Origin of the sequence: Paraburkholderia tropica (assembly GCF_014171495.1) — a bacterium.
Classification (GTDB): Bacteria; Pseudomonadota; Gammaproteobacteria; order Burkholderiales; family Burkholderiaceae; genus Paraburkholderia; species Paraburkholderia tropica.
Window position 1 is genome coordinate 3198542 of sequence record NZ_CP049134.1, and the last position, 26714, is coordinate 3225255.

The following is a 26714-nucleotide window of genomic DNA, read 5'->3' on the forward strand; positions in this document are numbered from 1 at the left end:
GGATCCCAGTCCGTTTATCTAGATTGATTCCCGGACGGATCAATATGCGCCGGACTTTTTGAAGTCCTTGAGAGCCGCGTGGAGCGCGTTCTCGTCGTCCTTCGACAGGTCCTTCTTGTCCTCGATGCGCGCGACGAGGTCAGCGTGCTTCGACTTCAGGTATTCGCGCAGGCCCTTTTCGAACGGCAGGACTTCGGCGACATCGATGTCGTCGAGGTAGCCGTTGTTGGCCGAGAACAGCGCCACAGCCAGTTCCCAGACTTGCAGCGGCTGGTACTGGGGCTGCTTGAGCAGTTCCGTCACGCGGCGGCCGCGCTCGAGCTGCTTGCGGGTCGCTTCGTCGAGGTCCGAGGCGAACTGGGCGAATGCCGCCAGTTCACGGTACTGCGCGAGGTCGGTACGGATACCGCCCGACAGCTTCTTCACGACCTTCGTCTGAGCCGCACCGCCAACACGCGACACCGACACGCCGGCGTTGATTGCCGGGCGGATGCCTGCGTTGAACAGGTCGGTTTCCAGGAAGATCTGGCCGTCGGTAATCGAGATCACGTTCGTCGGAACGAATGCCGTGACGTCGCCTGCCTGCGTTTCGATGATCGGCAGTGCCGTCAGCGAACCCGTCTTGCCCTTGACTTCGCCGTTCGTGAACTTCTCGACGTAGTCGGCCGACACGCGTGCAGCGCGCTCGAGCAGACGCGAGTGGAGATAGAACACGTCGCCGGGGTAAGCTTCGCGGCCCGGCGGGCGGCGCAGCAGCAGCGAGATCTGGCGGTATGCCCAAGCTTGCTTGGTCAGATCGTCATAAATGATCAGGGCGTCCTGGCCGCGGTCGCGGAAGTATTCGCCCATCGTGCAGCCGGCGTACGGTGCGAGGTACTGCAGCGCAGCCGATTCCGAAGCCGAAGCGGCCACGACGATCGTGTAGTCGATCGCGCCGGTTTCTTCGAGCTTGCGCAGCACGTTCTGGATCGACGACGCCTTCTGGCCGATGGCGACGTAGATACAGATCAGGTCCTTGCCCTTCTGGTTGATGATCGTGTCGACGGCCACCGCGGTCTTGCCGCACTGACGGTCGCCGATGATCAGCTCACGCTGGCCACGGCCGATCGGCACCATTGCGTCGATCGACTTCAGACCGGTTTGCACCGGCTGCGAGACGCCTTCACGCCAGATCACGCCCGGAGCGATCTTTTCGATCGCGTCGGTCATCTTGGCGTTGACCGGGCCCTTGCCGTCGATCGGGTTGCCGAGCGGATCGACCACGCGGCCGATCAGTTCCGGACCCACCGGCACTTCCAGAATGCGGCCCGTCGTCTTGACGACGTCGCCTTCCGAAATGTGTTCGTATTCACCCAGAATCACGGCGCCGACCGAGTCACGCTCGAGGTTCAGCGCGAGACCGAAGGTGTTGCCCGGGAATTCGAGCATTTCGCCCTGCATCACGTCCGACAGGCCGTGGATGCGCACGATGCCGTCGGTCACGGAGATCACGGTGCCCTGGTTGCGAACGTCTGCGCTCGCTTCAAGGCCCTGGATCCGGCTCTTGATCAGCTCGCTGATCTCAGAGGGATTGAGTTGCATTATTCGCTCCTGATGTTCAATTCTGTTGCGTGCCAGCCGCTGCGTTCGGTGCGTTCACCGGGACGCTCAAGCGGTCAGTGCCACCTGCATGCTGGCGAGCCGCGCGCGGACCGAGGTATCGAGCACTTCGTCGCCGACCGTGACACGCACGCCGCCGATCAGCGACTTGTCGATTTCAACGGTGGGCTTCAGCTTGCATTTGAACTTGCGTTCGAGGCTGGCGACGAGGTCGTTCAACTGGGTGCCTTCGAGCGGGAACGCGCTGACGATCAGCGCATCGGCCGCACCGGCCTTCGCGTTCTTGAGCGCTTCGAACTGTGCGTGGATTTCCGGCAGCAGTTCCAGGCGGTGATTCGCGACCAGCATCTGCACGAGGTTCTTGGCCTCAGCCGAATCCTTGAGCGGGGACTTCACCGCCGACAGCAGCAGCTCGACGACCTGGGCATGGCTCACTTTCGGGCTCGACGCGACCGACAGCACGTCGGGCATGGCCGCAACCTGTGCCAGCTCCGTAACGAGCGTGGACCAGGCGGCGGTGTCACCAGCTTCGGCCACGCCAAACAGGGCTTCTGCGTACGGGCGGGCGATGGTTGCAAGTTCGGCCATGATCAGAGCTCGGCTTTCAGTTGATTCAGCAGATCGGCATGCGCCGACTGATCGACTTCGCGCTTCAGGATCTGCTCGGCGCCTTGCACGGCGAGCGCGGCGACTTCGGCGCGCAGGACTTCGCGTGCCTTGACGACTTGCTGGTCCGCGTCAGCCTTGGCTTGCGCGATGATGCGCGCTGCTTCGGCGTGGGCCTGGGCCTTGATTTCTTCAGCGACTGCGAGAGCGCGCTTTTCCGCATCGGCGATACGGTTTTGGCCCTCGTTACGGGCCGTAGCGAGTTCCTCGCCCACGCGCTTGTGCGCGGCTTCGAGTTCCGCTTTGCCCTTTTCCGCAGCGGCGAGGCCGTCCGCGATCTTCTTCGAGCGCTCGTCGAGGGCGTTGATCAACGGCGGCCACACGAACTTCATCGTGAACCACGCGAGGATCAGGAACACGACCATTTGCGCAAACAGGGTTGCGTTGAGATTCACGGTGTTTCCTTAAACGTTGCTATTCCGGGGAATTGAAACGGCAAGGCGCTCATCGGTTGTGAAACTCGATCAGCGCCTCGTCTCCCGTTCCGCCATGCGCCCTTAACCGTTATAGGTCAGGCGCAACCTTCCAGGGAACTTAGCCCGCGAGCTTCGAGAGCAGCGGGTTAGCGAACGCGAACAGCATTGCAACACCCACGCCAATCAGGAACGCTGCATCGATCAGACCAGCCAGCAGGAACATCTTCGTCTGCAGCGGGTTCATCAGTTCAGGCTGACGTGCGCAGGCTTCGATGTACTTGCCGCCCATCAGGCCGATACCGATACAGGCGCCGATTGCACCCAGGCCGATGATGATGCCGATACCGATGGCCGTGAAACCCTGGATGTTGGCGATGAAAGCTTGCATGATCACTCCTTTGTGAGATTTTCTGGAACTGGGGATTTAAAACTTAAAACTGCAATTCTGGTCCGACCGCCGTTTAGTGGCTGTCGTGTGCCTGGCCGATGTACACCAGCGTCAGCATCATGAAAATGAACGCTTGCAGCAGAACGATCAGGATGTGGAAGATCGCCCAGACGCTGCCTGCAATCACGTGGCCGATGAAGCCAAGCACCGTCGAATCCGCGCCGAAGGTCCACAGACTGCCCAGCAGGGCGATCAGCAGGAACAGCAGTTCGCCTGCATACATGTTGCCGAACAACCGCAGGGCGAGCGAAACCGTCTTGGCGACGAACTCGATGATGTTGAGTGCAAGGTTCGGGATCCACAGCAGCGGATGCGAGCCGAACGGCGCCGACAGCAGCTCGTGGGCGAAGCCGCCGGGGCCCTTGATCTTGAGGTTGTAATAGATCATCAGCACGAACACGCCGAGCGCGATGCCGAACGTGCCGTTGAGGTCGGCGGTCGGGACGATGCGCTGATGCGGGAGTGCTTCGGACAGACCCAGCCAGCCGATCACGCGGCCCGGCAGGTCGACGGGGATGAAGTCGAGGGAGTTCATCAGCGCCACCCAGACGAACACCGTCAGGGCCAGCGGAGCGATGAATTTACGGTTGCCGTGAATGATGGACTTCGACTGGTCTTCGACCATTTCGACCAGCATTTCGATGGCGCACTGGAAGCGGCCCGGCACGCCCGACGTGGCCTTGCGTGCGGCGACGAACAGCAGCAGGATGGTGACGACACCACACAGGATCGACCAGAACAGCGTGTCGATGTTCCAGACGTGGAAATCGACGATCGACGTCTGATGCGAGGTGGAAAAATTCTGCAAGTGGTGCGCAATGTACTCGGACGGATCCAGAGCGCGCGTTCCTTCGCTGGCTGCCATATCGTTAAAACCACCCAAATTGTCGAAAATCGTTTCCGGCCGTTCCCGCGCCAACCAGATTGCGGGAACGCACCGCCGCGGATCGTGTCTTATTTGCTCCGCATGGGCCAGCTGATCTTCGCCTCCATCGCCTCTACGCCCGAAGGCGGCGCGATGTTGGCGGGATTCAGCGCCACGCGAGCGCGATCCAGTATGTCTTCAGTGCGATCAGGTACGTGATGAGCAGGGGAATCCACTGCACGTCGCGATACCAGAACGCGATGGCGACGAACATCGCAATCGTCGCCCCCATCTTGAATGCTTCACCGAGCATCCAGTTCATTACGGTGCCGGCGCCGCTCAACTGCTTGAGCCGCGCGGCGAACAACGCGCCGGGCACCCAGCAGATCGCTCCTCCCAGCAGCGCCGAGATCGGCACACTGCTCGGCGCAGCCGCACCCGGTGGCGTATAAAACAGCCACCACAACAGCGTAGCAACCAGGGACAAAACCACTTGCGCCGCCACGACACGAAACGGCGTGACGCGCGATGGGCGACTCACCTGCGCACCGAACAGCTGCTCGGCTTCAGTCCGGGTGAGCGGAACGATGTCGTTGTTATCTTGCTGATCGGCGTCCAGCTGGTCCCAGCGATCGTTGTGATCGACACGCGAACCCGCGGCTCCTGCTTTCTCCGTTCCCGCATCCTGCCCCCGGCGGGATGCTTCGATCGCGCTACGCGGACCATCGGGCCCTTCATGCGCCTGCGGCGCTTCGTCTGGCCTGTGACCCACCATCGCGTTATTCCGGATATTTGCCTTTCGCGCGCTTTATTACAACGTGCTTACGGCATCGCCAACCAAATAAATCCGGGCGATTGTAAGCGATAGTTGCAGCCAATTCAAGACTTTAGCCCGCTCAATAACCCCCGTGAAATGCTACTTCATCATGCGGAAAACGCACCATTACCCGAGGGGTAACGGAAAATGTAAGGGAGCGTTCGCCGCACGTTCTGCACTCAGGAGAGCCAGGCAAAACGGGGCGCGATTTTACCTTGTAACCACGTTTATGTCGCTGACCTGTCTCATTTCTGTCAGGAAAAATACAACACGAGACCGCCGCATATTGTCGCAGCCACCCAGAACGGGATCGCGATGAGGTGGAACTGCAGCCAGACGCCCCGCTCGCCCGACAGACGCACGGCGATCAGATTCGCCAGTGAGCCGATCGCGAGGCCGAAGCCGCCGACGCTCACACCGTACGCCAGCGCGCGCCAGTCGTGCGTGAAACCCGCGAGCACGATGGCCGCCGGCACGTTGCTGATGGCCTGAGAGAGCACGGCGCCCGCCAGATAGGCGCGTACCGGTGTCTGCAGCGCGAGGCCCTCCAGCGCGTGATGAATCCACGGCAGCGCCGCCGCGCTGCGCAGGACGATGAACATCAGCACGAAAATCAGCAGCAACAGCCAGTCGATCTTCAGCACGATGCGCGCGCGCCAGATCAGGAACCCGGCAGCCACGCCCGCGAGCGCAAGGCCGGCGCGGTGCGCATCGGCGAGCAGCACGAACGCGACAAACAGCACGGCGGCCACGCCCGCGAGCGTGCGATCGACGCCATGCGCCTCTGCGTCGCGGCTCAGATCGAGCGCGGTCGGCCGGAAAAGCAGCGCTGCGAGCGCAAACAGCATCGCCATCAGCAGCGCGCAGAGCGGCGCCAGTGCGACAACGAAGCGACCAAATGCCGCACCACTCAACTGCCAGAGAAACAGGTTTTGCGGATTGCCGAGCGGCGTCAGGATGGAACCGGCGTTCACGGCCAGCGCGATGAAAATCACGAGGCGCTTGAGCGGCAACGGCGTGAGCTTGTGCAGCGACAACACCAGCGGCACGACGACGAATAGCGCAACGTCGTTCGTCACGACCGTCGACAAGGCCGCCGCCAGACCGATCAGCAGAAACGCCAACGCGCGCTCGGAGCGAATTCGATGGACCAGCTTGTGCGCGACCCAGGTCAGGAATCCTGAATATTCGATCGCCTTCGTGAGGATGAGCAGGCCGGCCAGCGTCATCACCGTTTGCCAGTCGACGAGCCCGGGCAGCGTGCTCCACGCGCGCGGCGCGAAGATCTGCAGCAGCACGAGCGCGGCGACGAGTATCGTCAGCACCGGCTCGCCCGCCGCAAACGCGCCGATCCGGCGCAGCAGACTCAGGGGGCCGCGTTGCGCGGCATCAGATTCCTGCACCGTGTACGGAAACGTGCGTTAAACCGCAGCTTCGCCGCGCAAACGCAGCAAAATGCCGTCAAGTGCATCGAGATCACCGAAATCGACGGTGAGTTGGCCGCGGCCGCGTCGGCCGAGCTTGATCTTCACCGTCGCGGACAGCAGATCCGACAACTCTTCTTCGAGGCGGCGCGTGTCGCGCCCGCCATCGTGCGCAGCCTTCGCCTTCACCGCCGGTGCGGCCTTGGTCGTCGCCGAAACGAGCTTTTCGGTTTCACGCACCGACATACGCTTGTTGACCACCTGGTTCGCGAGCGTGATCTGCGTGGCGGCGTCAACGGCGAGCAGCGCGCGCGCGTGGCCCATATCGAGATCGCCCGCGAGCAGCATGGTCTGCACCGGCGCGGCCAGGTTCAGCAGACGCAGCAGATTCGACACCGCGCTGCGCGAGCGCCCCACCGACTCCGCCGCCTGCTCATGCGTGAAACTGAACTCGTCGAGCAGCCGCTGGATGCCCTGCGCCTCTTCGAGCGGATTCAGGTCTTCGCGCTGGATGTTCTCGATCAGCGCCATCGCGGCGGCGGCCTGATCGGGCACATCCTTCACGAGCACCGGAACCTCGGTCAGGCCGGCAATGTGCGCCGCGCGAAAACGTCGCTCGCCCGCGATGATTTCGTAGCGATTCGCGCTGACCGGACGCACGAGAATCGGCTGCATCAAACCCTGCGCGCGAATGCTCGCCGCCAGTTCCTGCAGCGCGCCTTCGTCCATGCGCGTGCGTGGCTGATACTTGCCCGCCTGCATCTGCGTGAGCGGCAGCGTGTTGGGCGCGCCCTCGATCTTCACTGCTTCGGTGATGTCCGCGCTACCGCCGAGCAGTGCTTCCAGTCCTCGACCCAGCCCCTTTTTTCGTGCTACTGCGTTCATCGTGCTTCTCCAGTCTGCGTCAGAGTGCGCGTACGCGCTCGATCATTTCCGCGCCGAATTGCACATAGGCCTGCGCGCCGCGCGAGGCGCGATCGAACACCACGCCCGGCAAACCGTAGCTGGGCGCTTCCGCAAGCCGCACATTGCGCGGGATCACGGCGTCGAACACCTTGTCGCCAAAGTGCTCCTTGAGTTGCTCCGAAACCTGCTGCTGCAACGTGATGCGCGGATCGAACATCACGCGCAGAAGGCCGATCACTTTCAGGTCGCGATTCATGTTCGCGTGCACCTGCTTGATGGTGTTCACGAGGTCTGACAGACCTTCGAGCGCGAAGTACTCGCACTGCATCGGAATCACCACGCCATGCGCCGCGCACAGGCCATTGAGCGTGAGCAGCGAGAGCGCGGGCGGGCAGTCGATCAGCACGAAGTCGTATTCATCGTCCACTTGCGCCAGTGCGTTCTTCAGACGGCGCTCGCGCTGTTCCACGGAGACCAGCTCCACTTCGGCGCCGGCGAGTTCGCGATTGGCCGGCAGCACGTCGTAGCCCACCTGCTCCGGGCTCGTACGCGCCTGCGGCACGGTAATACCGTCGACCAGCACTTCATAGACGGTGTATTCACACGCCGCCTTGTCGATGCCGCTGCCCATCGTGGCATTGCCTTGCGGGTCGAGGTCGATGAGAAGGACACGCTGTCCCTGCGATGCGAGGCTCGCGGCGAGATTGACCGTTGTCGTCGTCTTGCCGACGCCGCCCTTCTGGTTCGCAACGCAGAAGATTTTTGCCATCTTTTATGTGTCCCTTTACTGCCTTAAAAAGTTTGCATACGTTATAGCGCGAGCAACGCAGCCGCGCTATTCGACCGATCGGCCAACGATCCTGTGTGCGGCCAACTCAGGCCGCGGCAACCGGTTCGACCGTGACTTCCGTCAGGTGACGTTCCGCATCGAGCATCGGCACGGTGAGGCGAATCGTCTGGATTGCCTTCGCGCCTTCCGGCAAACGCTCGATCTCGCCTTCGGGGCGCACGCCCTTCATCGCCCAGATCGCGCCGCCGTCCGCAACGAGGTGACGGGCCAGTGTAACGAAATCGGACAGTTCCGCGAATGCCCGCGAGACGATCAAATCGAATTTTTTAGGGACTTCGACACCAGGTCGCAGCGATTCGACTCGTCCGGTCACGACCGAGAGATTCGCGAGGCCGAGTTCGGCCTTCGCTTGCGACTGAAACGCCGACTTCTTGTGCACGATGTCGTTCAGCGTGACTTGCCAGTCGGGACGCACGATCGCGAGAACGATGCCCGGCAAACCACCGCCCGACCCCACGTCGAGCACCGCCGTGTTTTCACGTGAAGGCAGATGCGGCAGGATCGAAAGCGAATCGAGGATGTGCTGGATCAGCATCTGGCGCGGATCGCGAATGGCCGTCAGGTTGTAGACGGCGTTCCACTTCGCGAGCAATGCGACGTAGTCCAGCAGTTGTTCGTGTTGACGCTCGCTCAATTCGACGGAGAGCGCCTGAGCGCCCTCCTTCAGCATCTGCGAAAGTGCGCCGCGATCGGCGATACCGGGTTGACGTGCGCGGCCGCTCATTGAGCCACCGGCGTCGTGTCGTTACCCGCGTCGGCGGGCTTCTGGCGGCGACGGCCGAGGCCGCGCTTCAGATGCACCATCAGCAGCGAGATCGCGGCGGGCGTGATGCCCGAAATGCGCGAGGCCTGACCAATGGTTTCCGGACGGAACTGATTGAGCTTCTGGCGCGCCTCGAACGACAGACCACGCACTTCCGCGTAATCGATGCCCTCGGGCAAACGCGTGTTCTCGTGCGTGCCATTGCGCTCGATCTCGTCCGCTTGACGATCGATATAGCCCTGATATTTAACACCGATCTCGATCTGCTCCTTGATCTGCGCGAGCAGGACTTCGTCGTCGGCCAGCGGCGCTTCAGGACCGCATGTACCGCCGCGCAGACCGCACACACCGTCGTAGCTGACACCCGGACGTCGCAGCAAGTCTGCGAGATTGTATTCGTGGTCGATGGGCTTGCCGAGCAGCGCAGTCGCTTCTTCCGCGCCCAATGTCTTCGGATTCACCCATGTCGACTTCAGGCGTTCGGTTTCACGTGAAACAGCGTCGCGTTTGCGGCTGAATGCATCCCAACGCACGTCATCGACAACACCGAGTTCGCGGCCGATTTCAGTCAGGCGCATATCGGCATTGTCTTCACGCAGACTCAGACGATACTCCGCACGGCTCGTGAACATACGATACGGCTCCGACACGCCGCGCGTCACCAGATCGTCGACCAGCACGCCGAGATAAGCCTGATCGCGGCGCGGGCACCATGCATCCTTGCCCTGCACTTGCAGACCGGCGTTGATACCGGCGAGCAGGCCTTGCGCAGCCGCTTCTTCATAGCCCGTGGTGCCGTTGATCTGGCCCGCAAAAAACAGCCCGTTGATGACCTTCGTTTCCAGCGACGCCTTCAGGCCGCGCGGGTCGAAATAATCGTATTCGATCGCATAGCCGGGGCGCAGGATGTGCGCGTGCTCGAGGCCGCGCATCGAGTGCACCAGTTCCAACTGCACGTCGAACGGCAGGCTCGTCGAGATTCCATTCGGGTAGAACTCGTTCGTCGTCAGGCCTTCCGGCTCCAGATAGATCTGGTGCGATTCCTTCGACGCGAAGCGATGAATCTTGTCTTCGATCGACGGGCAATAGCGCGGCCCCACCCCTTCGATCACGCCCGTGTACATCGGCGAACGGTCGAGACCGCCGCGAATGATGTCGTGCGTGCGCTCGTTGGTATGCGTGACCCAGCACGGAATCTGCCGCGGATGCTGCTCCGCGCGGCCAAGGAACGAGAACACCGGTACCGGATCGAGGTCGCCCGGCTGCTCTTCGAGCACCGAAAAATCGATCGTGCGGCCGTCGATACGCGGCGGCGTGCCCGTTTTGAGGCGGCCTTGCGGCAGCTTCAGTTCCTTCAGGCGCGCCGACAACGTCACTGCGGCGGGGTCGCCTGCGCGACCGCCCGTGTAGTTATTGAGGCCCACGTGGATCTTGCCGTCGAGGAACGTACCGGCCGTGAGCACCACCGCGCGTGCGCGGAAGCGCAGGCCGACCTGCGTCACGGCGCCGACCACGCGGTCGCCTTCGACCATCAGATCTTCCACGGCCTGCTGGAACAGCCACAGATTCGGCTGATTCTCCAGGCGATGGCGGATCGCGGCCTTGTACAGAATACGGTCAGCCTGGGCGCGCGTCGCACGCACAGCGGGGCCCTTCGACGAGTTGAGGATGCGGAACTGAATGCCGCCCTCGTCCGTCGCAGCGGCCATTGCGCCGCCGAGCGCATCGACCTCCTTAACCAGATGGCCTTTGCCAATACCGCCAATCGACGGATTGCAGCTCATCTGACCAAGCGTCTCGATGTTGTGCGTGAGCAGGAGCGTCTTCACGCCCATGCGGGCAGCGGCAAGCGCGGCCTCGGTGCCGGCGTGACCGCCGCCGACGACAATTACGTCAAACTCTGTTGGGAAAAGCATGGCGGGACCTCACGCACGGACAATTTGACCGCGTGAGCCTTCTCAGAAAAAGTGGTATGCGCGAATTATAACGGTTTCAGGTTTTGGGCCGTTCACGCCCGAATTTCGTTCCACGCTTTGTCGAAAAAAAACGGCGTGTTTCACGTGAAACACGCCGCCGAGTTCTGCAGAAACTGACGAGATCAGACGGGCTTCTTGGCCAAACCCAAATACGTTTCGATCACGCGCGGATTCTCCGCCAGCTCGCTCGCCGGCCCTTCGAGCGCGAGATCGCCAGTTTCCAGCACGTAGCCGTAATCCGAAATTTGCAGTGCCGCCCGCGCGTTCTGCTCGATCAGCAGCGTCGCAACGCCCGTCTGGCGCAGCGCGCTGATGATGTGAAAGATTTCCTTCACGATCAGCGGTGCGAGGCCCAAGCTAGGTTCGTCGAGCATCAACAGATCGGGTTTGCCCATCAGCGCCCGACCGACGGCCAGCATCTGCCGCTCGCCGCCCGACAACGTACCGGCCGCCTGCGCACGCCTTTCCTTGAGGCGCGGAAACAGCTGAAAGACATGATCGAGCTGATCGAGGAAGTTGCGCTCCCCTGCCCGCTTGCGCCGATACGCACCGAGCACGAGGTTGTCCTCAACCGTCATCGACGCGAACAACTCGCGCTTCTCCGGCACGAGACACATGCCGCGCGCGACACGGCGCTCGATAGGCAACACGCCAATTTCCTCGCCGAGGTAGGCAATGCGGCCGCTCGCGTGCCCGGTCTGCGGCAATGCACCCATGATGGCGTTCAGCAACGTCGACTTCCCGGCGCCGTTCGGGCCGATCACCGAGACGATCTGCCCCGCGCCCACCTCGATGGCGGCCTGATGCAGCGCCTCGATCTTGCCGTAGCGCACCGCGAGATTGGAGACTTCAAGTACGGGCGACGTCATCATTCCACCCCGCCCAGGTAGGCTTCGAGCACGGCCGGATCTTTCTGCACTTCTTCCGGCAAACCCTCGGCAATGCGCGTGCCGAACTCCATCACGACCAGCCGGTCGGTGAGATTCATCACGAAATCCATGTCGTGTTCGACCAGCAGCACGCTCATCCCCTCTTCTCTCAACTTGCGCAGCAAAGCGGCCAACTGCTGCTTCTCCTGATAACGCAGGCCCGCCGCCGGCTCGTCGAGCAGCAACAAGGTCGGATCGCAGCACAGCGCTCGCGCGATTTCCAGGATCCGCTGCTGGCCAAGCGCGAGACTGCCCGCCTCGTCGTACATGTGCTGCTCGAGGCCCACGCGGCGCAGTTGCTTCGCCGCCTCGCTCATCAGCCGACCTTCCTCCGACGCATTGAGCTTCACCACGCTGCGCAGCACGCCCGAGTGACCGCGCAGATGCGCGCCGATCGCGACGTTCTCCAGTACCGTCATCGTCGGCAAGAGTTTGACGTGCTGGAAAGTGCGACCGATGCCGCGCGCGACGATTTCACGTGAAGTGAGCCGGTCGATGCGCTCGCCGCGGAACGTGATCGCGCCGCTTGTCGGCTGAAGCACGCCCGTCACGAGGTTGAAGGTGGTCGATTTCCCCGCACCGTTCGGGCCGATCAAACCGATGATCTGCCCCGCTTTCACCTCGAAACTCACGTCGTTGACGGCGACCAGACCGCCGAACTGCTTGCGCGCCTTGTCGACCGTCAGCAGCATCTCGCCCGCCTCGGGCTTGCTGCGCTGCGGCAAAGGCTCGGCATGCTCAGGCACATGCGCCTGCGGCCCGCGCGGGAAAAAGCGCGCCACGAACGGCCAGACGCCACGCCGCGCGTATTGCAGCAGCAGCACCATCAGAATCCCGAACACGATGATTTCGAAATTGCCGTTCTCGCCGAGCAGCTTCGGCAACAGCGTCTGCAGCCAGTCCTGCAGCACCGTGAGAATCGCCGCGCCCAGCACCGCGCCCCAGACGTGCGCCACGCCGCCCACGACGGCCATGAACAGATACTCGATGCCGTGATTCAGGCCGAACGGCGTCGGGTTCACCGCACGCTGCAAATGGGCGTACAAGAAGCCCGAGACGGCCGCCAGAACCGCGGCATAGACGAAGATCACCACGCGCATCCAGGCCGTGTTGACGCCCATCGCCTCGGCCATCAAGCCGCCGCCGCGCAGCGCGCGTATCGCTCGCCCGGTGCGGCTGTTGAGCAGGTTCTGCACCGAGACGACCGACGCCAGCACCACCGCCCAGATCAGGTAATAGATATGTCGCCCCGACTCCAGCTCGACGCCGAACACATTGAGTACCGGAATGCCGTTGATGCCGTCGTACTTGCCGAGCATGTCGAGATTGCCGAACAGGAAGAACAGCGCGAGACCCCAGGCGATCGTCCCAAGCGGCAGGAAGTGGCCCGACAGACGCATGGTCACGAGGCCCAGCGCGAGCGCCACGAGCGCCGTGATCAGCACGCCGACGATCAAGGCGAGCCACGGCGAGACGCCGTACTGCGTCGTCAGATACGCGGTCGCATAGGCGCCGAGCCCGACGAACGCCGCCTGCCCGAAGCTCGTCATCCCGCCGATACCGGTGAGCAGCACGAGCCCGATCGCGACGATCGAATAGAGGCCGATGTAGTTGAGCAGCGTGATCCAGTATTCGGGCACGCGCACCATGCCCGGCAGCACCGGCAGCGCGAACATCACCACGAGGAACAGCCAGAAGAAGCGGTTATGCAGAACGAGTCGTTTCATCGCGTCACTCCTCTTCCTCTTCGGCGTGCGGCGTGGAAAGACTGCGCCACAGCAGCACGGGGATGATCAGCGTGAACACGATCACTTCCTTGTACGCACTCGCCCAGAACGACGAATACGACTCCAGCAGGCCCACGAGCACGGAGCCCGCAGCAGCCAGCGGATAGCTCACCAGACCGCCGATAATCGCGCCGACGAAGCCCTTGAGGCCGATCAGGAAGCCCGAGTCGTAATAGATCGTCGTGAGCGGCGCGACGAGCACGCCGCACAGCGCACCGAGCCCAGCGGCCAGCGTGAACGCGAGCCGCCCGGCCTGCGTCGTGCCGATGCCGACGAGGCGCGCGCCCAGCCGGTTCACCGACGTCGCGCGCAGCGCCTTGCCCGAGATCGTGCGGTCGAAATAGAAGTACAGCGCGACGATCAGCACCGCCGCCGTGCCGACCACCCAGAGGCTCTGCCCCGAGATCGACAGCGCGCCGAGGTTGAACGTGGCGTCGGAGAACGCGGTCGTGCGCGAGCCTTCGGCGCCGAACATCACGAGTCCGAGGCCGACCATCGCGAAGTGCACGGCCACGGCCACGATCAGCAGCAGCAGCGTGGTGGCTTCGGCGATCGGCTCATAGGCGAGACGGTAGACGAACGGCCCCATCGGCACGACGATCGCCAGCGTCAGCGCGATCTGCGCGAGCATCGGCAAGGGCTGCCCTGCCACGCCGCGCGTGAGCGCGTAGAGCGCGAGCGGAAACAGCAGATACTTGCCCGCGAGCGTGACCAGCGTGCGCGGCGCGTGCTTGCGACGCTCGGCGTGCCGCACGAGCCCCGCCGTCTCCACGACGAAGCAGGCCGCGCCCAGCGCGACCAGCAGCCAGCACGTCGCCGGAAATTTCTGCGATTGCAGCGCGGCGAGCGTGAGAGCGCCGTAGGAAACGAATTCGCCCTGCGGAATGAAGATCACGCGCGTGACGGAGAACACCAGCACCAGCGCGAGCGCGAGCAGCGCATAGATCGCCCCGGTGGTGATGCCGTCCTGCGCGAGGATTGCGGCAATCGATAAATCCATACCCTTCCAACCTCTCTTTCTGGAACGCGTGAAACTCGGAACGTCTGCGGTGGTGTCGGAAAAACGGCGATGCGGGATCGTGCGGGGCAAGCACGCGGCGCGGCCGCGAAGGCCACGCCGCGTCGAATCGGCGTGCCCGATCGACGAGAGGACGTGAGTCGGGCACGCAAGGCGAGCGACCAGCGGACATTGTCGGTGGCCGAAATGAAGCCGCGGCGGCGACACGCAACGCAACGGAACGCCCACAGCGTTTCACGTGACACCGCGCGCAGCGCGGCGTCACGCGTCGGGCGCGCTTAGTCGCCTTGCAGCTTCCACTTGCCGTTGACGACCTCCACGATCACACGTGCGCGGTCGTCGAGACCGTTGTGATCGGTGGGCGTCGTGTTCATGATGCCGTGCGAGACCGGCAGATCCTTGATGTTCTCGAGCGCGGCGCGCAGCGAAACACGGAACGCCTCGGTGCCGGGCTGTGCCGACTTGAGCGCGACCGGAATGGCGCGCTGAAGCATCTGGCCCGCGTCCCAGGCGTGACCGCCGAAGGTCGCGACCGAACCCGCGCCGTAGGCTTTCTCGTAAGCGGCCTTGTAGGCGAGCGCCGACTTCTTGACCGGATTCGAATCGGGCAATTGATCGGCGACGAGAATCGGCCCGGCGGGCAGCAACTCGCCTTCGCAGTCCTTGCCGCAGACGCGCAGGAAGTCGTTATTCGCGACACCGTGCGTCTGATAAATCTTGCCCTTGTAGCCGCGATCCTTCAGCGTGGTCGCCGGCAGTGCCGACGGCGTGCCCGAACCGGCGATCAGCACCGCGTCCGGGTTCGCCGACATCAGCTTGAGCGCCTGCCCCGTCACCGACGAATCCGTGCGGTTATAACGCTCGCTCGCGACGATCTTGACGTTGTGCTTCGCCGCCGCCGCGCTGAACTCCTTGAACCAGCTGTCGCCGTAGGCATCCGTGAAACCGATGAAGCCCACCGTTTTCACGCCGTGCTTCTCCATGTAGCCCGCGATCGCGTCAGCCATCAGGCTGTCGTTCTGCGGCGGCTTGAAGGCCCACTTGCGCTTGTCGTCCACGGGCTGCACGATCGCCGCCGATGCCGCGAGCGAAATCATCGGCGTCTTGCCCTGCGCGACGACGTCGAGCATCGCGAGCGAGTTCGGCGTGACCGACGAACCGATGATCGCGTCGACGTGATCCTCGTCGATCAGCTTGTGCGTGTTCTGCACGGCCTTGCTCGTGTCCGACGCGTCGTCGAGCACGATGTACTGCACGCTCTTGCCGCCGATCTCCTTGGGCAGCAGCGCGATCGTGTTCTTCTCGGGAATGCCGAGCGAGGCCGCCGGCCCCGTCGCCGAGAGCGTCACGCCGATCTTCACCTGCGCGACGGCCACACCCGCCACGCCCATCCATGCCGCTGCGAGTCCGGCATGGAGGGCTCTCGTGGACCACTTCTTCATCGCCAACTTCGTTTTCATTGCGCGTCTCCAAACGCTTTGTCTGCGTGTCGATTTATATTCCGGCGCCGCGCCGTGTATTCGGTTCGCTACGCCGGCCTTCGAGTGTAGTAATCGGGATCGCGCGTGTGATGCATGGTTTTCCCTTGCCCGCGCGTCCGCTTTATCCGCTGCCTGCTTCACTGCTCCCTGCCCTGCCCGGCACCACGCGCCTCTCCCACGCAACGACGCTGCGAAGCCGTTGCACCGGCAACAAAAAAGGCACGTCGATTGAACGTGCCTTGTTATGTCGATGAGCCGATATCGCGTGATTTCCCGTGGAACTCAGTCGCCGGCCAGCTTCCACTTGCCGCCGACGATCTGCACCATCACACGCGCCCGCTGATCGAGGCCCGCGTGATCGGCTGCGCTCATGTTGAAGATGCCGTGCGCGCCCGCGACGTCGTGCGAGTCTTCGAGCGCCTTGCGCAACGCGTCGCGGAACGCCTTCGTACCCGGTTGACCGGCCTTCAGCGCGACGGGAATCGCGTGTTGCAGCAACAAACCGGCGTCCCACGCGTGGCCGCCGAACGTCGAGATCGAGCCCGCGCCATAGGCCTTTTCGTACGCGCTCTTGTACGCGAGCGCCGACTGCTTGACGGGATTCGAATCGGGCAATTGATCGGCGACCAGCAACGGCCCGGCGGGCAGCCAGGTGCCGTCGCAATCCTTGCCGCAGACGCGCAGGAAGTCATTGTTGGCGACGCCATGCGTCTGGTAGTACTTGCCCGCGTAACCGCGCTCCTTGAGCGTCTTCTGCGGCAGCGCGGCCGGCGTGCCCGCGCCGGCGATCAGCACGGCGTCCGGGTGCTGCGAGATCATCTTGAGCACCTGCCCGGTAACGGACGCGTCGTTGCGCGCAAAGCGCTCGTTCGCGACGATCTTGATGCCCTGCTTCGCCGCCGCAGCGCCGAACTCCTTGTACCAGCTCTCGCCATACGCATCCGAGAAGCCGATGAAGGCGACGGTTTTCACGCCATGCGCGGCCATGTGCTGCGCGATCGCGCCGGCCATCAGCTGATCGTTCTGCGGCGTCTTGAAGACCCACGCGCGCTTCGCATCCATCGGCTCGACGATCGAGGCCGCGGCGGCCATCGAGATCATCGGCGTGCTGCTTTCCGCGGCGACGTCGATCATCGCGAGCGAGTTGGGCACGACCGTAGAACCGATCAGCGCATCGACGTGATCCTCGCTCGTGAGCTTGCGCGCGTTCTTTACGGCTTGCGTGGAATCGGTCGCGTCGTCGAGCACGAGATAGTCGACTTTCTGGCCCCCAATCTCCTTGGGCAGCAGCGCGATGGTGTTCTTTTCGGGAATGCCGAGCGAAGCCGCCGGGCCCGTGGCCGAGAGCGTCACGCCGATCTTCACATCCGCGTGCGCGACGCCGGCCGTGGCGGCGAGCACTCCGGTCGCGACGCACGCCGCGTTCATCCAACGCCAAACCAACTGCATCTCCACTCCTTCGATCATCGTTTTCTTTATTGCTCCGGATTTTCAGGCGTTTTCCGGATTCGAATGCGGTAGTGCTGCCGCCGGACCACACATAATCGGCGCTGGCCCCACGCAGGCTGCATCGGCGATTAATGCTGACCGCATGGTCGGCGAATGGCGAGTGTAACGGAGTGCCGTTTGGCGCGGCAAGCGCTTTCCATCGGCTTACAACGTCGACGCAACACGCGCAGAAATGGCCAGAAAATGCGTAACGCGCGCAGCCTTGTGGCGCGGGCTTCCGACGCATTTCGGGCGTTATTTGCGTAATTCAGTGAGGGGTGAAACAGACTTGCGCACGCCGATTAACACGCGACGCAGCACACAAAGGAGGGGGATAAAACGCGCAATGCGATGCAGGATGCAAACGCATTAACGGTGATTGATGAAAACCGAAAGTACAAATAAAAAGCGCTGTTGGATTCCCATCCAACAGCGCTTTCTTGTCCGGGCACTTTGTGCCTCAGTTGTCTCCTCGTTCTCCACCTGCAAATTCGGTGCATCAGAACTAAGTGAAACTTTAAACTTCGGCCCCCTGGCTGCCAACTAGCATTTACCCTAGTGGTGCAGTGCGGCACCGATTTGGGGCGCACTATCACAGCTTTGTCGCACGATACGCGCGTTTCAAGCGGCTTCCGGAAGCTCGGTTTCAGCATCTGAGCAAGGCTTGCAGCATACCATCGCGGCGACGCCTCGCCTACTGCATTTGACGCGTTCTTCATGCAGGATTGGCGCCGCAATTTACGCCCTGAGCGGCCGCACACGCGCCACGATCTCGCCGACGATACCGCGCCGGAACGCCAGCACGCAGGCGATGAAAATGAGCCCCGTGACGATCGTTGCGGACTCACCTAACGAGCGGAACCAGTCGACGCCCGTGACCTGCGCGAGCGCCGTGCCGATATCGCCCAGACGATCCTCGAGCGCGACGATCAGCGCAGCGCCCAGCAGCGGCCCGAACAGCGTGCCCATGCCGCCCACGAGCGTCATCAGGATCACCAGGCCGGACATGGTCCAGTAGGCGTCGCCGAGCGTCTCGAAACCGAGCACGAGCACCTTGAGCGAGCCGGCCAACCCCGCGAGTCCCGCCGAGAGCACGAACGCGAGCAGCTTGAAACGGTCGGTGTCGTAGCCGAGCGAAATCGCGCGCGGCTCGTTCTCCTTGATCGCCACCAGCACCTGGCCGAACGGCGAATGCACGATGCGCACGATCAGCGCGAACGCCAGCACCATCACCACGAGCACGACGTAGTAGAGCGTGAGGTCGGAATCGAGCGACAGCACGCCGAACAGCTTGCCGCGCGGCACGCCTTGCAGGCCGTCCTCGCCGTGCGTGAACGGCGCCTGCAGAAACACGAAGTAGACCATCTGCGCGAGCGCGAGCGTGACCATCGCGAAGTAGATGCCCTGGCGCCGGATCGCGAAGATGCCGACGATCACGCCTAGCAGCGTGGCCACCGCCGTGCCCGCCGCTACGCCGAGTTCGGGCGTGAAGCCGAGCGACTGGATCGCGTAACCGGTGGTGTAGCCCGCGCTCGCGAGGAACATCGCGTGGCCGAACGACAGCAGCCCCGTATAACCGATCAGCAGATTGAACGCGGCGGCGAACAGCGCGAAGCACAGCACCTTCATCACGAAGAGCGGATACGCGCCCGCGAACGGCGCAACGATCAACCCGATCAGCAACAGCAAATAGAGCGCTTTTCTTTGCATCATCGTTCCTTGCCGAAGAGGCCTGCGGGGCGGATCAGCAGCACAATCGCCATGATGACGAACACCACGGTCGCGGAGGCTTCCGGCCAGAACACGCGCGTGAGGCCCTCGATCACGCCAAGCAGCAGGCCCGTGAGGATCGAACCCATGATCGAGCCCATGCCGCCGATCACGACCACGGCGAACACGGTGATGATCATCGGCTGCCCCATGAGCGGCGACACCTGAATGACCGGCGCGGCCAGCACGCCCGCGAACGCCGCGAGCGCCACGCCGAAGCCATAAGTGAGCGTGATCATCAGCGGCACATTGATGCCGAACGCTTCGACGAGTTTCGGGTTTTCCGTGCCCGCACGCAGATACGCGCCCAGCCGCGTTTTCTCGATCACGAACCACGTGGCGAAGCACACCGCGAGCGACGCCACCACGACCCACGCGCGATAGTTCGGCAAATACATGAAGCCGAGATTGGTCGCGCCAGAAAGCAGATCGGGCACGTCGTAAGGCTGACCCGACGCGCCATAGATCGAGCGGAACACGCCTTCGACCACCAGCGTCAGGCCAAAAGTCAGCAGGAGTCCGTACAAATGATCGAGCCGATACAACCAGCGCAGCATCGAACGTTCGATCACCATGCCGAATAGACCCACCACGATGGGCGCAATCACGATCATCGCCCAGTACGGCAGGTTGAAATACGCGAGGCCCATCCACGTGAGCATCGCGCCCAGCATGAACAACGCGCCATGCGCGAAGTTGATCACGTTGAGCATGCCGAAAATCACCGCGAGGCCGAGACTCAGGATCGCGTAGAACGATCCGTTCACGAGTCCGAGCAGCAACTGGCTCAGCATGGCCGGCAGCGGAATGCCAAAGATCGTCATGAAAGCCGCCATCTCCTCAAGATCGCATTCATACGGCGCGCGGCGCGGCGGCCCTCACCCATCGGGGCCACCGCGCCGCCTGCCGCTCAAGCGTCGCCGCACTGACTCACTTCCAGAGCGCGCAGCGGCTTTCCTGCTTCGTCGTGTAAGCCTGTTCGCCCGGAATCGTCTGCACGATCTTGTAGTAATCCCACGGCTTCTTCGACTCGGACGGCTTCTTCACCTCGACGAGATACATGTCGTGAATCAGCACGCCGTCCTGGCGGATATAACCGCCCTTCGTGTAGAAGTCGTCGATCTTGGTCTTCTTGAGCTGCGCCATGACCTTGTCGGCATCCGTCGACCCAACCGCCTGCACCGCCTTCAGGTAGTTCGTGACGGCCGAGTAATCGGCGGCCTGAAGCTCGGACGGCATCTTCTTCGTCTGGTCGAAATAGCGCTGCGCCCACTTGCGCGTCGCGTCGTTCTGATCCCAGTACCAGCCCGTCGTGAGCACGAGGCCTTGCGTGGTGTCGAGCCCGAGGCTGTGCACGTCGGGCAGGAACATCAGCAGCGCCGCGATCTTCATCGTCTTGGTGATGCCGAATTCCTTCGATGCCTTGATCGCGTTGACCGTGTCGCCGCCCGCGTTCGCGAGACCGAGGATCTGCGCCTTCGACGCTTGCGCCTGCAACAGGAACGACGAGAAGTCCGAGGCCGAGAGCGGATGGCGCACCTCGCCGAGCACCTGGCCGCCGTTCGCCTTCACGACGTCGGCGGTGTTCTTTTCCAGCGACTTGCCGAACGCGTAGTCGGCGGTCAGGAAGAACCACGTCTTGCCGCCCTGCTTGAGCACCGCGAGGCCGGTGCCCTTGGCGAGCGCGACCGTGTCGTAGCCGTAGTGCACCGTGTACGGCGTGCACTGCTCGTTGGTGAGCGCATCGGTGCCCGCGCCGGTGTTGAAGTAGACGCGCTTCTTCTCCAGCGCGACCTGATTCATCGACAGCGCCGTGGCCGAGTTCGTGCCGCCGAGCAGCATGTCGAGCCCGTCACGGTCCATCCATTCGCGCGCCTTCGAGGCGGCGATGTCGGCCTTGTTCTGGTGATCCGCGTACATGATCTGGATCGGCTTGCCGTTGACCTTGCCGCCGAAGTCGGCGATCGCCATCTTGATCGCCGTGAGGCCGCCCTGGCCGTCATCGTCCGCATAGAGGCCCGACATGTCGGTGATGAAGCCGATCTTCACCGCGTCGTCGGCAGCGTGCGCGCTGCCTGCGCCAAGCACCGCTGCGGCCGCCGTGGCGGCAAAGAGCGCCGCGAGCCGCGCGAACGGGGTCTTCTTCATTGCAGTCTCCTTCCTGGGTTGCGTTGTTATTCAGCGCTGCGGATCAAACAAGGGACAAGGCAAACGCACCGCACGGCGCGTTCGACACGCGCGCGCGAGGCGGATTGAAACGGTCAGACTCCCAACAGGTCGTGCAGCACGGGCATCTTGCCTTCGAGCTCGGCAACGCCGAAGCGCTCGACGATGCGTCCGTGCTCCATCACGTAGAAGCGGTCCGCGAGCGGCGCCGCGAAACGGAAGTTCTGCTCCACCATCACGATGGTGTAGCCGCGCGATTTCAGCGTGACGATCATGCGCGCGAGCGTCTGCACGATCACGGGCGCGAGACCTTCGGAGATCTCGTCGAGCAACAGCAGATTCGCGCCGGTGCGCAGGATGCGCGCGACCGCGAGCATCTGCTGCTCGCCGCCCGAGAGCCGCGTGCCCTGGCTGTGACGACGTTCCGCGAGATTGGGAAACATCGTGTAGATCTCGTCGAGCGACATGCCCTGCGCGTCACTCTTTGATGAGCCGCTTTTTGCACCGATGGCGGGCGGCAACAGCAGGTTTTCCTCGCACGAAAGGCTCGCGAAGATGCCGCGTTCCTCGGGGCAATAACCGACGCCGCAATGCGCGATGCGATACGTCGGCATGTTGATGGTCTCGCGTCCGCCGATGCGAATGGAGCCCGTGCGCCGCCCCGTGAGGCCCATGATCGCGCGCAGCGTGGTCGTGCGCCCCGCGCCGTTGCGCCCGAGCAGCGTGACGACTTCGCCGCGCGCCACGTTGAGATCGACGCCATGCAGGATGTGCGATTCGCCGTACCACGTCTGCAGGCCCGCGATGTCCAGCGCGCTCTCGCCCGCCGGCGCGGCGAGGCTGGCGTCCTGGCCGCGTTGTTCGGTCACCGTGCTCATGCGTGCGCTCCCGCGAGCGCGGCATCGGCGCTGCCCATATAGGCTTCGGCAACGAGCGGATTTTTCGACACTTCCGCGTAGCTGCCCTCGGCCAGCACCTCGCCGCGCTGAAGCACGGTGATGGTGTCCGAGATGCCCGCGATCACGTTCATGTTGTGCTCGACCATCAGGATCGTGCGGCCCGCCGAGACCTTCTTGATGAGCGCCGTCACGCGGTCCACGTCTTCGTGACCCATGCCTTGCGTGGGCTCGTCGAGCAGCATCAGTTCGGGTTCCATCGCGAGCGTGGTCGCGATTTCGAGCGCGCGCTTGCGGCCGTACGCGAGTTCGACGGTGGGCACGTCGGCGAAATCGGTCAGGCCCACCTGCGTGAGCAGATCCATCGCGCGGTCGTTGAGTTCGGCGAGCGTGCGCTCGCTTTTCCAGAAGTGATACGCGCTGCCGAGCGAACGCTGCAAGCCGATGCGCACGTTCTGCAAGGCCGTCAAATGCGGAAACACCGCCGAAATCTGGAACGAACGGATGATGCCGCGCCGCGCGATCTGCGCGGGCCGCTCGTGCGTGATGTCGATGCCGTTGAAGACGATGCGCCCCGCGCTCGGCACGAGGAATTTGGTGAGCAGATTGAAGCAGGTGGTCTTGCCCGCGCCGTTCGGTCCGATCAGCGCGTGGATGGAGCCGCGGCACACGCGCAGGTTCACGCCGTTCACGGCCGTGAAGCCTTTGAACTGTTTCGTGAGGCCGCGCGTTTCCAGAATCGTGTCGCCGAGAATCATGTCCCCTTCCACGTGAAGTAAGGCGTAACACTTCAGATTGCGAGGCCCCGCACGACGTCCCGCGCGACTCGTTTTTCGCGCGCCATGTTGCGGCGCGCGCGTCGCCTGCTGTCGTTGCCCGCTGTAGTCAGTGAGCGCCATTGTCTCGCCAATGATGCAGCGCAATCATTGGGATTTGCACTTACGGGGGAATGACGATGTGCACCGATCGGACATGCGCCATTTAGCAGCCGATACGCGGCCGTTGACAGCACGATACGCGCACGTTGCGCGCACGACGCGCGTGCGCCGGACGTGCAAAAACACGCACGCCGCGAATGCGGCGCACGTCCTGGATAGTGATCCGAAACACTTTCTCATGACGTTGCGCGACACAATTAAGCACGCACTGAAGTCGGTGTTTCGAACCTTTTTACGCTAACGCTTTCACGCTGCCGCGACCGGCGCATGCACCTCCGTTCGCACCGACGAGCGCGCGCCCGCGCGACGATCCTCGCGCACCATTTCGGCGGCGCGCTCCGCGATCATCAGCGTCGGCGAATTCGTGTTGCCCGAGGTGATGAACGGCATCACCGATGCGTCGGCCACGCGCAGACCTTCGACGCCACGCACGCGCAAACGCGCGTCGACGACGGCGTCGTCATCGTCGGCGCGGCCCATTCGGCAAGTGCCCACCGGATGAAAGATCGTCGTGCCGATATTGCCCGCCGCTTCACGCAATTCGCTTTCACTCTGAAACGCGAGCCCCGGCAAGATCTCGTGCGGCTGATAGTGCGCGAGCGCCGGCGACGCCGCGATGCGCCGCGTGAGCCGCAACGCGTTCGCCGCCACGCGCAGGTCGTGTTCCGTCGAGAGATAGTTCGGCGCGATCACGGGCGCAACCGTCGGGTCCGCCGACGCCGCGTGAATGCTGCCGCGCGACGTGGGCCGCAGATTGCACACGGAAGCCGTGAACGCATTGAAGCGATGCAGCGGCTCGCCGAAGCGATCGAGCGACAAAGGTTGCACGTGATACTGCAGATCGGGCCGCGTGATGCCAGGATCGCCGGTGTCCGACTTCGCGAACACGCCGAGTTGCGAGGGCGCCATCGACATCGGCCCGCTTTGCATCAGCGCATATTCCACGCCGATCATCAGCTTGCCCCACCAGTGCGCCGATGCGGTGTTGAGCGTGCGCACGCCGTTCACGCGATACGCCATGCGCAGTTGCAGATGGTCCTGGAGATTCTCACCGACGCCGCGCAGATCCTGCACCACGTCCACGCCCAGTTGCGCGAGCCGCGCCGCCTGACCGATGCCCGAACGTTCGAGCAATTGCGGCGAATTCACCGCGCCCGAACACAGAATCACCTCGCAGCGCGCCCGCGCGCGATACGGCACGTCGCCGCGATACTCCACGCCTACGCAACGCTTGCCCTCGAAGATCACGCGCTCGGTCAGCGCGCCCGTGACCACCGTGAGGTTGGGCCGCTTCATCGCCGCACGCAGGAACGCTTTCGACGCATTCCAGCGCACGCCGCGCTTCTGGTTCACATCGAAATAACCGACGCCTTCGTTGTTGCCGCGATTGAAATCGCTCGTCGCCGGAATGCCCTGCTCTTGCGCCGCCTGCGCGAAGGTTTCGAGAATCTTCCATTTGAGGCGCTGTTTCTCGACGCGCCATTCGCCGCCCGCGCCGTGAAATGCGTTCGCGCCGCCGTGGTAATCCTCGCTGCGTTTGAAGACGGGCAGCACGGCGTCCCACGACCAGCCCGAGTCGCCGGTTTCGCGCGCCCAGCCGTCGTAATCCTCGCGCTGGCCGCGCATGTAGATCATGCCGTTGATCGACGACGATCCGCCGAGCACGCGCCCGCGCGGATACGACAGCGCGCGCCCGTTGAGCCCTTTTTCCTCGACGGTTTTGTAGAGCCAATCCGTGCGCGGATTGCCGATGCAATGCAGATAGCCGACCGGAATGTGTATCCAGTGATAGTCGTCCTTGCCGCCCGCCTCGATCAGCAACACCGAGACGTCCGCGTCCTGCGAGAGCCGGTTGGCGAGCACGCAGCCCGCCGTGCCCGCGCCGACGATCACGTAATCGAACTCGCCTTCGAGCCGGCGCGCAGTCGATGTTGCGCCCGGCGTGTCGCTCAATGCCGCCATGACCGCCTCACTTCGCCACGGGCATGGTGAATTCCGCGCCCTTCGCGATGCTGTCCGGCCAGCGCTGCATGATGCTCTTGTAGCGCGTGTAGAAGCGCACGCCCTCTTCGCCATAGGCGTGATGATCGCCGAACAGCGAACGCTTCCAGCCGCCGAACGAATGCCACGCCATCGGCACCGGAATCGGCACGTTGATGCCGACCATGCCCACCTTGATCTGCCGCGAGAACGCGCGCGCCACGCCGCCGTCCGAGGTGAAGCACGACACGCCGTTCGCGAACTCGTGCGCGTTGATCAGTTCGACCGCGCTCGCGAAATCGGGCACGCGCACCACGCTCAGCACCGGCCCGAAAATCTCCTCGCGATAGATCGACATATCGGTTTTCACGTCGTCGAACAGCGTGCCGCCGAGGAAGAAACCGCGCTCGCGCTGCTGCACGTCGTGACCGCGTCCGTCCACCACGAGCTTCGCGCCCGCGGCCACGCCCGCATCGATATAGCCCTGCACTTTCGCGCGATGCGCGGCGGTCACGAGCGGCCCCATTTCCGAGGCCTCGTTCATGCCGTCGCCGATCTTGAGCGCCTTCACGCGCGGCGTGAGACGCTCGATCAGTTCGTCGGCGATATGACCCACGGCCACCGCCACCGAAATCGCCATGCAGCGCTCGCCCGCCGAACCGTAGGCCGCGCCGATCAGCGCATCGACGGCCTGATCGAGATCGGCGTCGGGCATCACGACGAGATGATTCTTCGCGCCCCCGAGCGCCTGCACGCGCTTGCCGTGTTTCGTGCCTTCCGTGTAGATGTATTCCGCGATCGGCGTGGAGCCGACGAACGACAGCGCGGCGATGTCCGGATGCGCGAGCAGCGCGTCGACGGCCACCTTGTCGCCGTGCACGACGTTGAACACGCCCTCGGGCAAGCCCGCTTCGTGCAGCAGTTCGGCGAGCCGCAGCGACGCCGACGGATCGCGCTCCGAAGGCTTCAACACGAAGGTGTTGCCGCACGCGAGCGCGATCGGAAACATCCAGCACGGCACCATCATCGGAAAGTTGAACGGCGTGACGCCCGCGACCACGCCGAGCGGCTGGCGCAGATTCCAGTTGTCGATGCCGCCGCCGATCTGGTCGGTGAAATCGGTCTTCAGCAGGTTCGGAATGCCGCACGCGAATTCGACGATCTCGATGCCGCGCATCACCTCGCCTTTCGCATCGGAGAACACCTTGCCGTGCTCGCGCGTGATGAGTGCGGCCAGTTCGTCGTGATGCTGGTCGAGCAGATCCTTGAACTTGAAGAGAATGCGCGCGCGCTTGATGGGCGCCATCTCGCTCCACGCGGGAAACGCGGCGTGCGCGGCGGCCACGGCCGCATCGACTTCGGCCACGCTCGCAAGCGGCACGCGCGCGGCGACCTCGCCGGTGGCCGGATTGAACACGTCCGCATAACGCCCGCTGGTGGCGTCGAGCGGCTTGCCGTTCACGTAGTGCGTCAAGGTGGCGGGCGTGCTGACGCCGGCCTCGCTTCGATGTGTCTCGCCCATGTTTGCCTC

Annotated in this window: 23 protein-coding genes; all 23 read right to left on the reverse strand. The window is 63.5% G+C overall.

All coding sequences use genetic code 11. From position 1 onward, the window contains the following. Positions 1-39 precede the first annotated feature (39 nt). A complete protein-coding gene (atpA, locus tag G5S35_RS14435) occupies positions 40-1581 on the reverse strand; it encodes a F0F1 ATP synthase subunit alpha (RefSeq protein WP_065061753.1) in 1542 nt (513 codons plus the stop codon). 66 nt (positions 1582-1647) lie between these two features. After that, a complete protein-coding gene (locus G5S35_RS14440; protein ID WP_065061754.1) occupies positions 1648-2187 on the reverse strand; it encodes a F0F1 ATP synthase subunit delta in 540 nt (179 codons plus the stop codon). A 2-nt stretch (positions 2188-2189) separates the two neighbouring features. After that, positions 2190-2660 (reverse strand): F0F1 ATP synthase subunit B, encoded by a 471-nt coding sequence (locus G5S35_RS14445; protein WP_065061755.1) that lies wholly within the window; start codon positions 2658-2660, stop codon positions 2190-2192. 139 nt (positions 2661-2799) lie between these two features. Then, positions 2800-3069: a F0F1 ATP synthase subunit C gene (atpE, locus tag G5S35_RS14450; protein WP_028203308.1), complete on the reverse strand. Its 270-nt coding sequence runs from the start codon at positions 3067-3069 to the stop codon at positions 2800-2802. Positions 3070-3142: 73 nt separating this feature from the next. Continuing rightward, positions 3143-3994 (reverse strand): F0F1 ATP synthase subunit A, encoded by an 852-nt coding sequence (gene atpB / locus G5S35_RS14455; protein ID WP_065061756.1) that lies wholly within the window; start codon positions 3992-3994, stop codon positions 3143-3145. A gap of 166 nt (positions 3995-4160) precedes the next feature. Beyond that, positions 4161-4769 carry an ATP synthase subunit I gene (locus G5S35_RS14460; protein ID WP_080180607.1) on the reverse strand — a complete coding sequence of 203 codons (609 nt, stop codon included), beginning with the start codon at positions 4767-4769 and terminating at the stop codon, positions 4161-4163. A gap of 296 nt (positions 4770-5065) precedes the next feature. Then, the gene (locus G5S35_RS14465) at positions 5066-6181 is read right to left on the reverse strand and encodes an SLC13 family permease (RefSeq protein WP_074983003.1); all 1116 of its coding nucleotides are present in this window, start codon (positions 6179-6181) and stop codon (positions 5066-5068) included. 51 nt (positions 6182-6232) lie between these two features. Beyond that, the gene (locus tag G5S35_RS14470) at positions 6233-7120 is read right to left on the reverse strand and encodes a ParB/RepB/Spo0J family partition protein (protein ID WP_065061757.1); all 888 of its coding nucleotides are present in this window, start codon (positions 7118-7120) and stop codon (positions 6233-6235) included. 19 nt (positions 7121-7139) lie between these two features. After that, complete coding sequence (locus G5S35_RS14475) at positions 7140-7910, reverse strand: ParA family protein (RefSeq protein WP_065061758.1); 771 nt, start codon at positions 7908-7910, stop codon at positions 7140-7142. Positions 7911-8016: 106 nt separating this feature from the next. Beyond that, entirely contained in the window at positions 8017-8715 is a 699-nt protein-coding gene (rsmG, locus tag G5S35_RS14480) for a 16S rRNA (guanine(527)-N(7))-methyltransferase RsmG (protein ID WP_074982845.1), read from the reverse strand. Further along, positions 8712-10670, reverse strand: coding sequence for a tRNA uridine-5-carboxymethylaminomethyl(34) synthesis enzyme MnmG (gene mnmG / locus G5S35_RS14485; RefSeq protein ID WP_074982847.1), 1959 nt, complete (start codon positions 10668-10670; stop codon positions 8712-8714). The genes rsmG and mnmG overlap by 4 nt, the downstream gene beginning before the upstream one ends. 182 nt (positions 10671-10852) lie before the next feature. Continuing rightward, entirely contained in the window at positions 10853-11602 is a 750-nt protein-coding gene (locus G5S35_RS14490) for an ABC transporter ATP-binding protein (RefSeq protein WP_124263246.1), read from the reverse strand. Then, positions 11599-13386, reverse strand: a complete 1788-nt coding sequence (locus tag G5S35_RS14495; protein WP_176079536.1) for a branched-chain amino acid ABC transporter ATP-binding protein/permease — start codon at positions 13384-13386, stop codon at positions 11599-11601. The genes G5S35_RS14490 and G5S35_RS14495 overlap by 4 nt, the downstream gene beginning before the upstream one ends. Before the next feature lie 4 nt (positions 13387-13390). Continuing rightward, positions 13391-14446, reverse strand: a complete 1056-nt coding sequence (locus G5S35_RS14500) for a branched-chain amino acid ABC transporter permease (RefSeq protein ID WP_065061763.1) — start codon at positions 14444-14446, stop codon at positions 13391-13393. Between the two features lie 296 nt (positions 14447-14742). After that, positions 14743-15906 carry an ABC transporter substrate-binding protein gene (locus G5S35_RS14505; RefSeq protein ID WP_183038854.1) on the reverse strand — a complete coding sequence of 388 codons (1164 nt, stop codon included), beginning with the start codon at positions 15904-15906 and terminating at the stop codon, positions 14743-14745. 321 nt (positions 15907-16227) lie between these two features. Continuing rightward, complete coding sequence (locus G5S35_RS14510) at positions 16228-17394, reverse strand: ABC transporter substrate-binding protein (protein ID WP_183038425.1); 1167 nt, start codon at positions 17392-17394, stop codon at positions 16228-16230. A gap of 777 nt (positions 17395-18171) precedes the next feature. Further along, complete coding sequence (locus G5S35_RS14515; protein WP_065062256.1) at positions 18172-19143, reverse strand: branched-chain amino acid ABC transporter permease; 972 nt, start codon at positions 19141-19143, stop codon at positions 18172-18174. After that, complete coding sequence (locus G5S35_RS14520) at positions 19143-20027, reverse strand: branched-chain amino acid ABC transporter permease (protein ID WP_065062254.1); 885 nt, start codon at positions 20025-20027, stop codon at positions 19143-19145. The genes G5S35_RS14515 and G5S35_RS14520 overlap by 1 nt, the downstream gene beginning before the upstream one ends. A 106-nt stretch (positions 20028-20133) precedes the next feature. Next, positions 20134-21351: an ABC transporter substrate-binding protein gene (locus G5S35_RS14525; protein ID WP_065061764.1), complete on the reverse strand. Its 1218-nt coding sequence runs from the start codon at positions 21349-21351 to the stop codon at positions 20134-20136. Positions 21352-21464: 113 nt separating this feature from the next. Next, on the reverse strand, positions 21465-22247 hold the full coding sequence (locus tag G5S35_RS14530; RefSeq protein WP_074982855.1) for an ABC transporter ATP-binding protein: 783 nt from the start codon (positions 22245-22247) through the stop codon (positions 21465-21467). Next, positions 22244-23023, reverse strand: coding sequence for an ABC transporter ATP-binding protein (locus G5S35_RS14535; RefSeq protein ID WP_065061766.1), 780 nt, complete (start codon positions 23021-23023; stop codon positions 22244-22246). Before G5S35_RS14535 ends, G5S35_RS14530 begins: the two co-directional genes overlap by 4 nt. Before the next feature lie 426 nt (positions 23024-23449). After that, entirely contained in the window at positions 23450-25165 is a 1716-nt protein-coding gene (locus G5S35_RS14540) for a GMC family oxidoreductase (RefSeq protein ID WP_124262019.1), read from the reverse strand. Positions 25166-25172: 7 nt separating this feature from the next. Beyond that, positions 25173-26705, reverse strand: coding sequence for a CoA-acylating methylmalonate-semialdehyde dehydrogenase (locus G5S35_RS14545; RefSeq protein WP_065061768.1), 1533 nt, complete (start codon positions 26703-26705; stop codon positions 25173-25175). Positions 26706-26714: the final 9 nt, after the last annotated feature.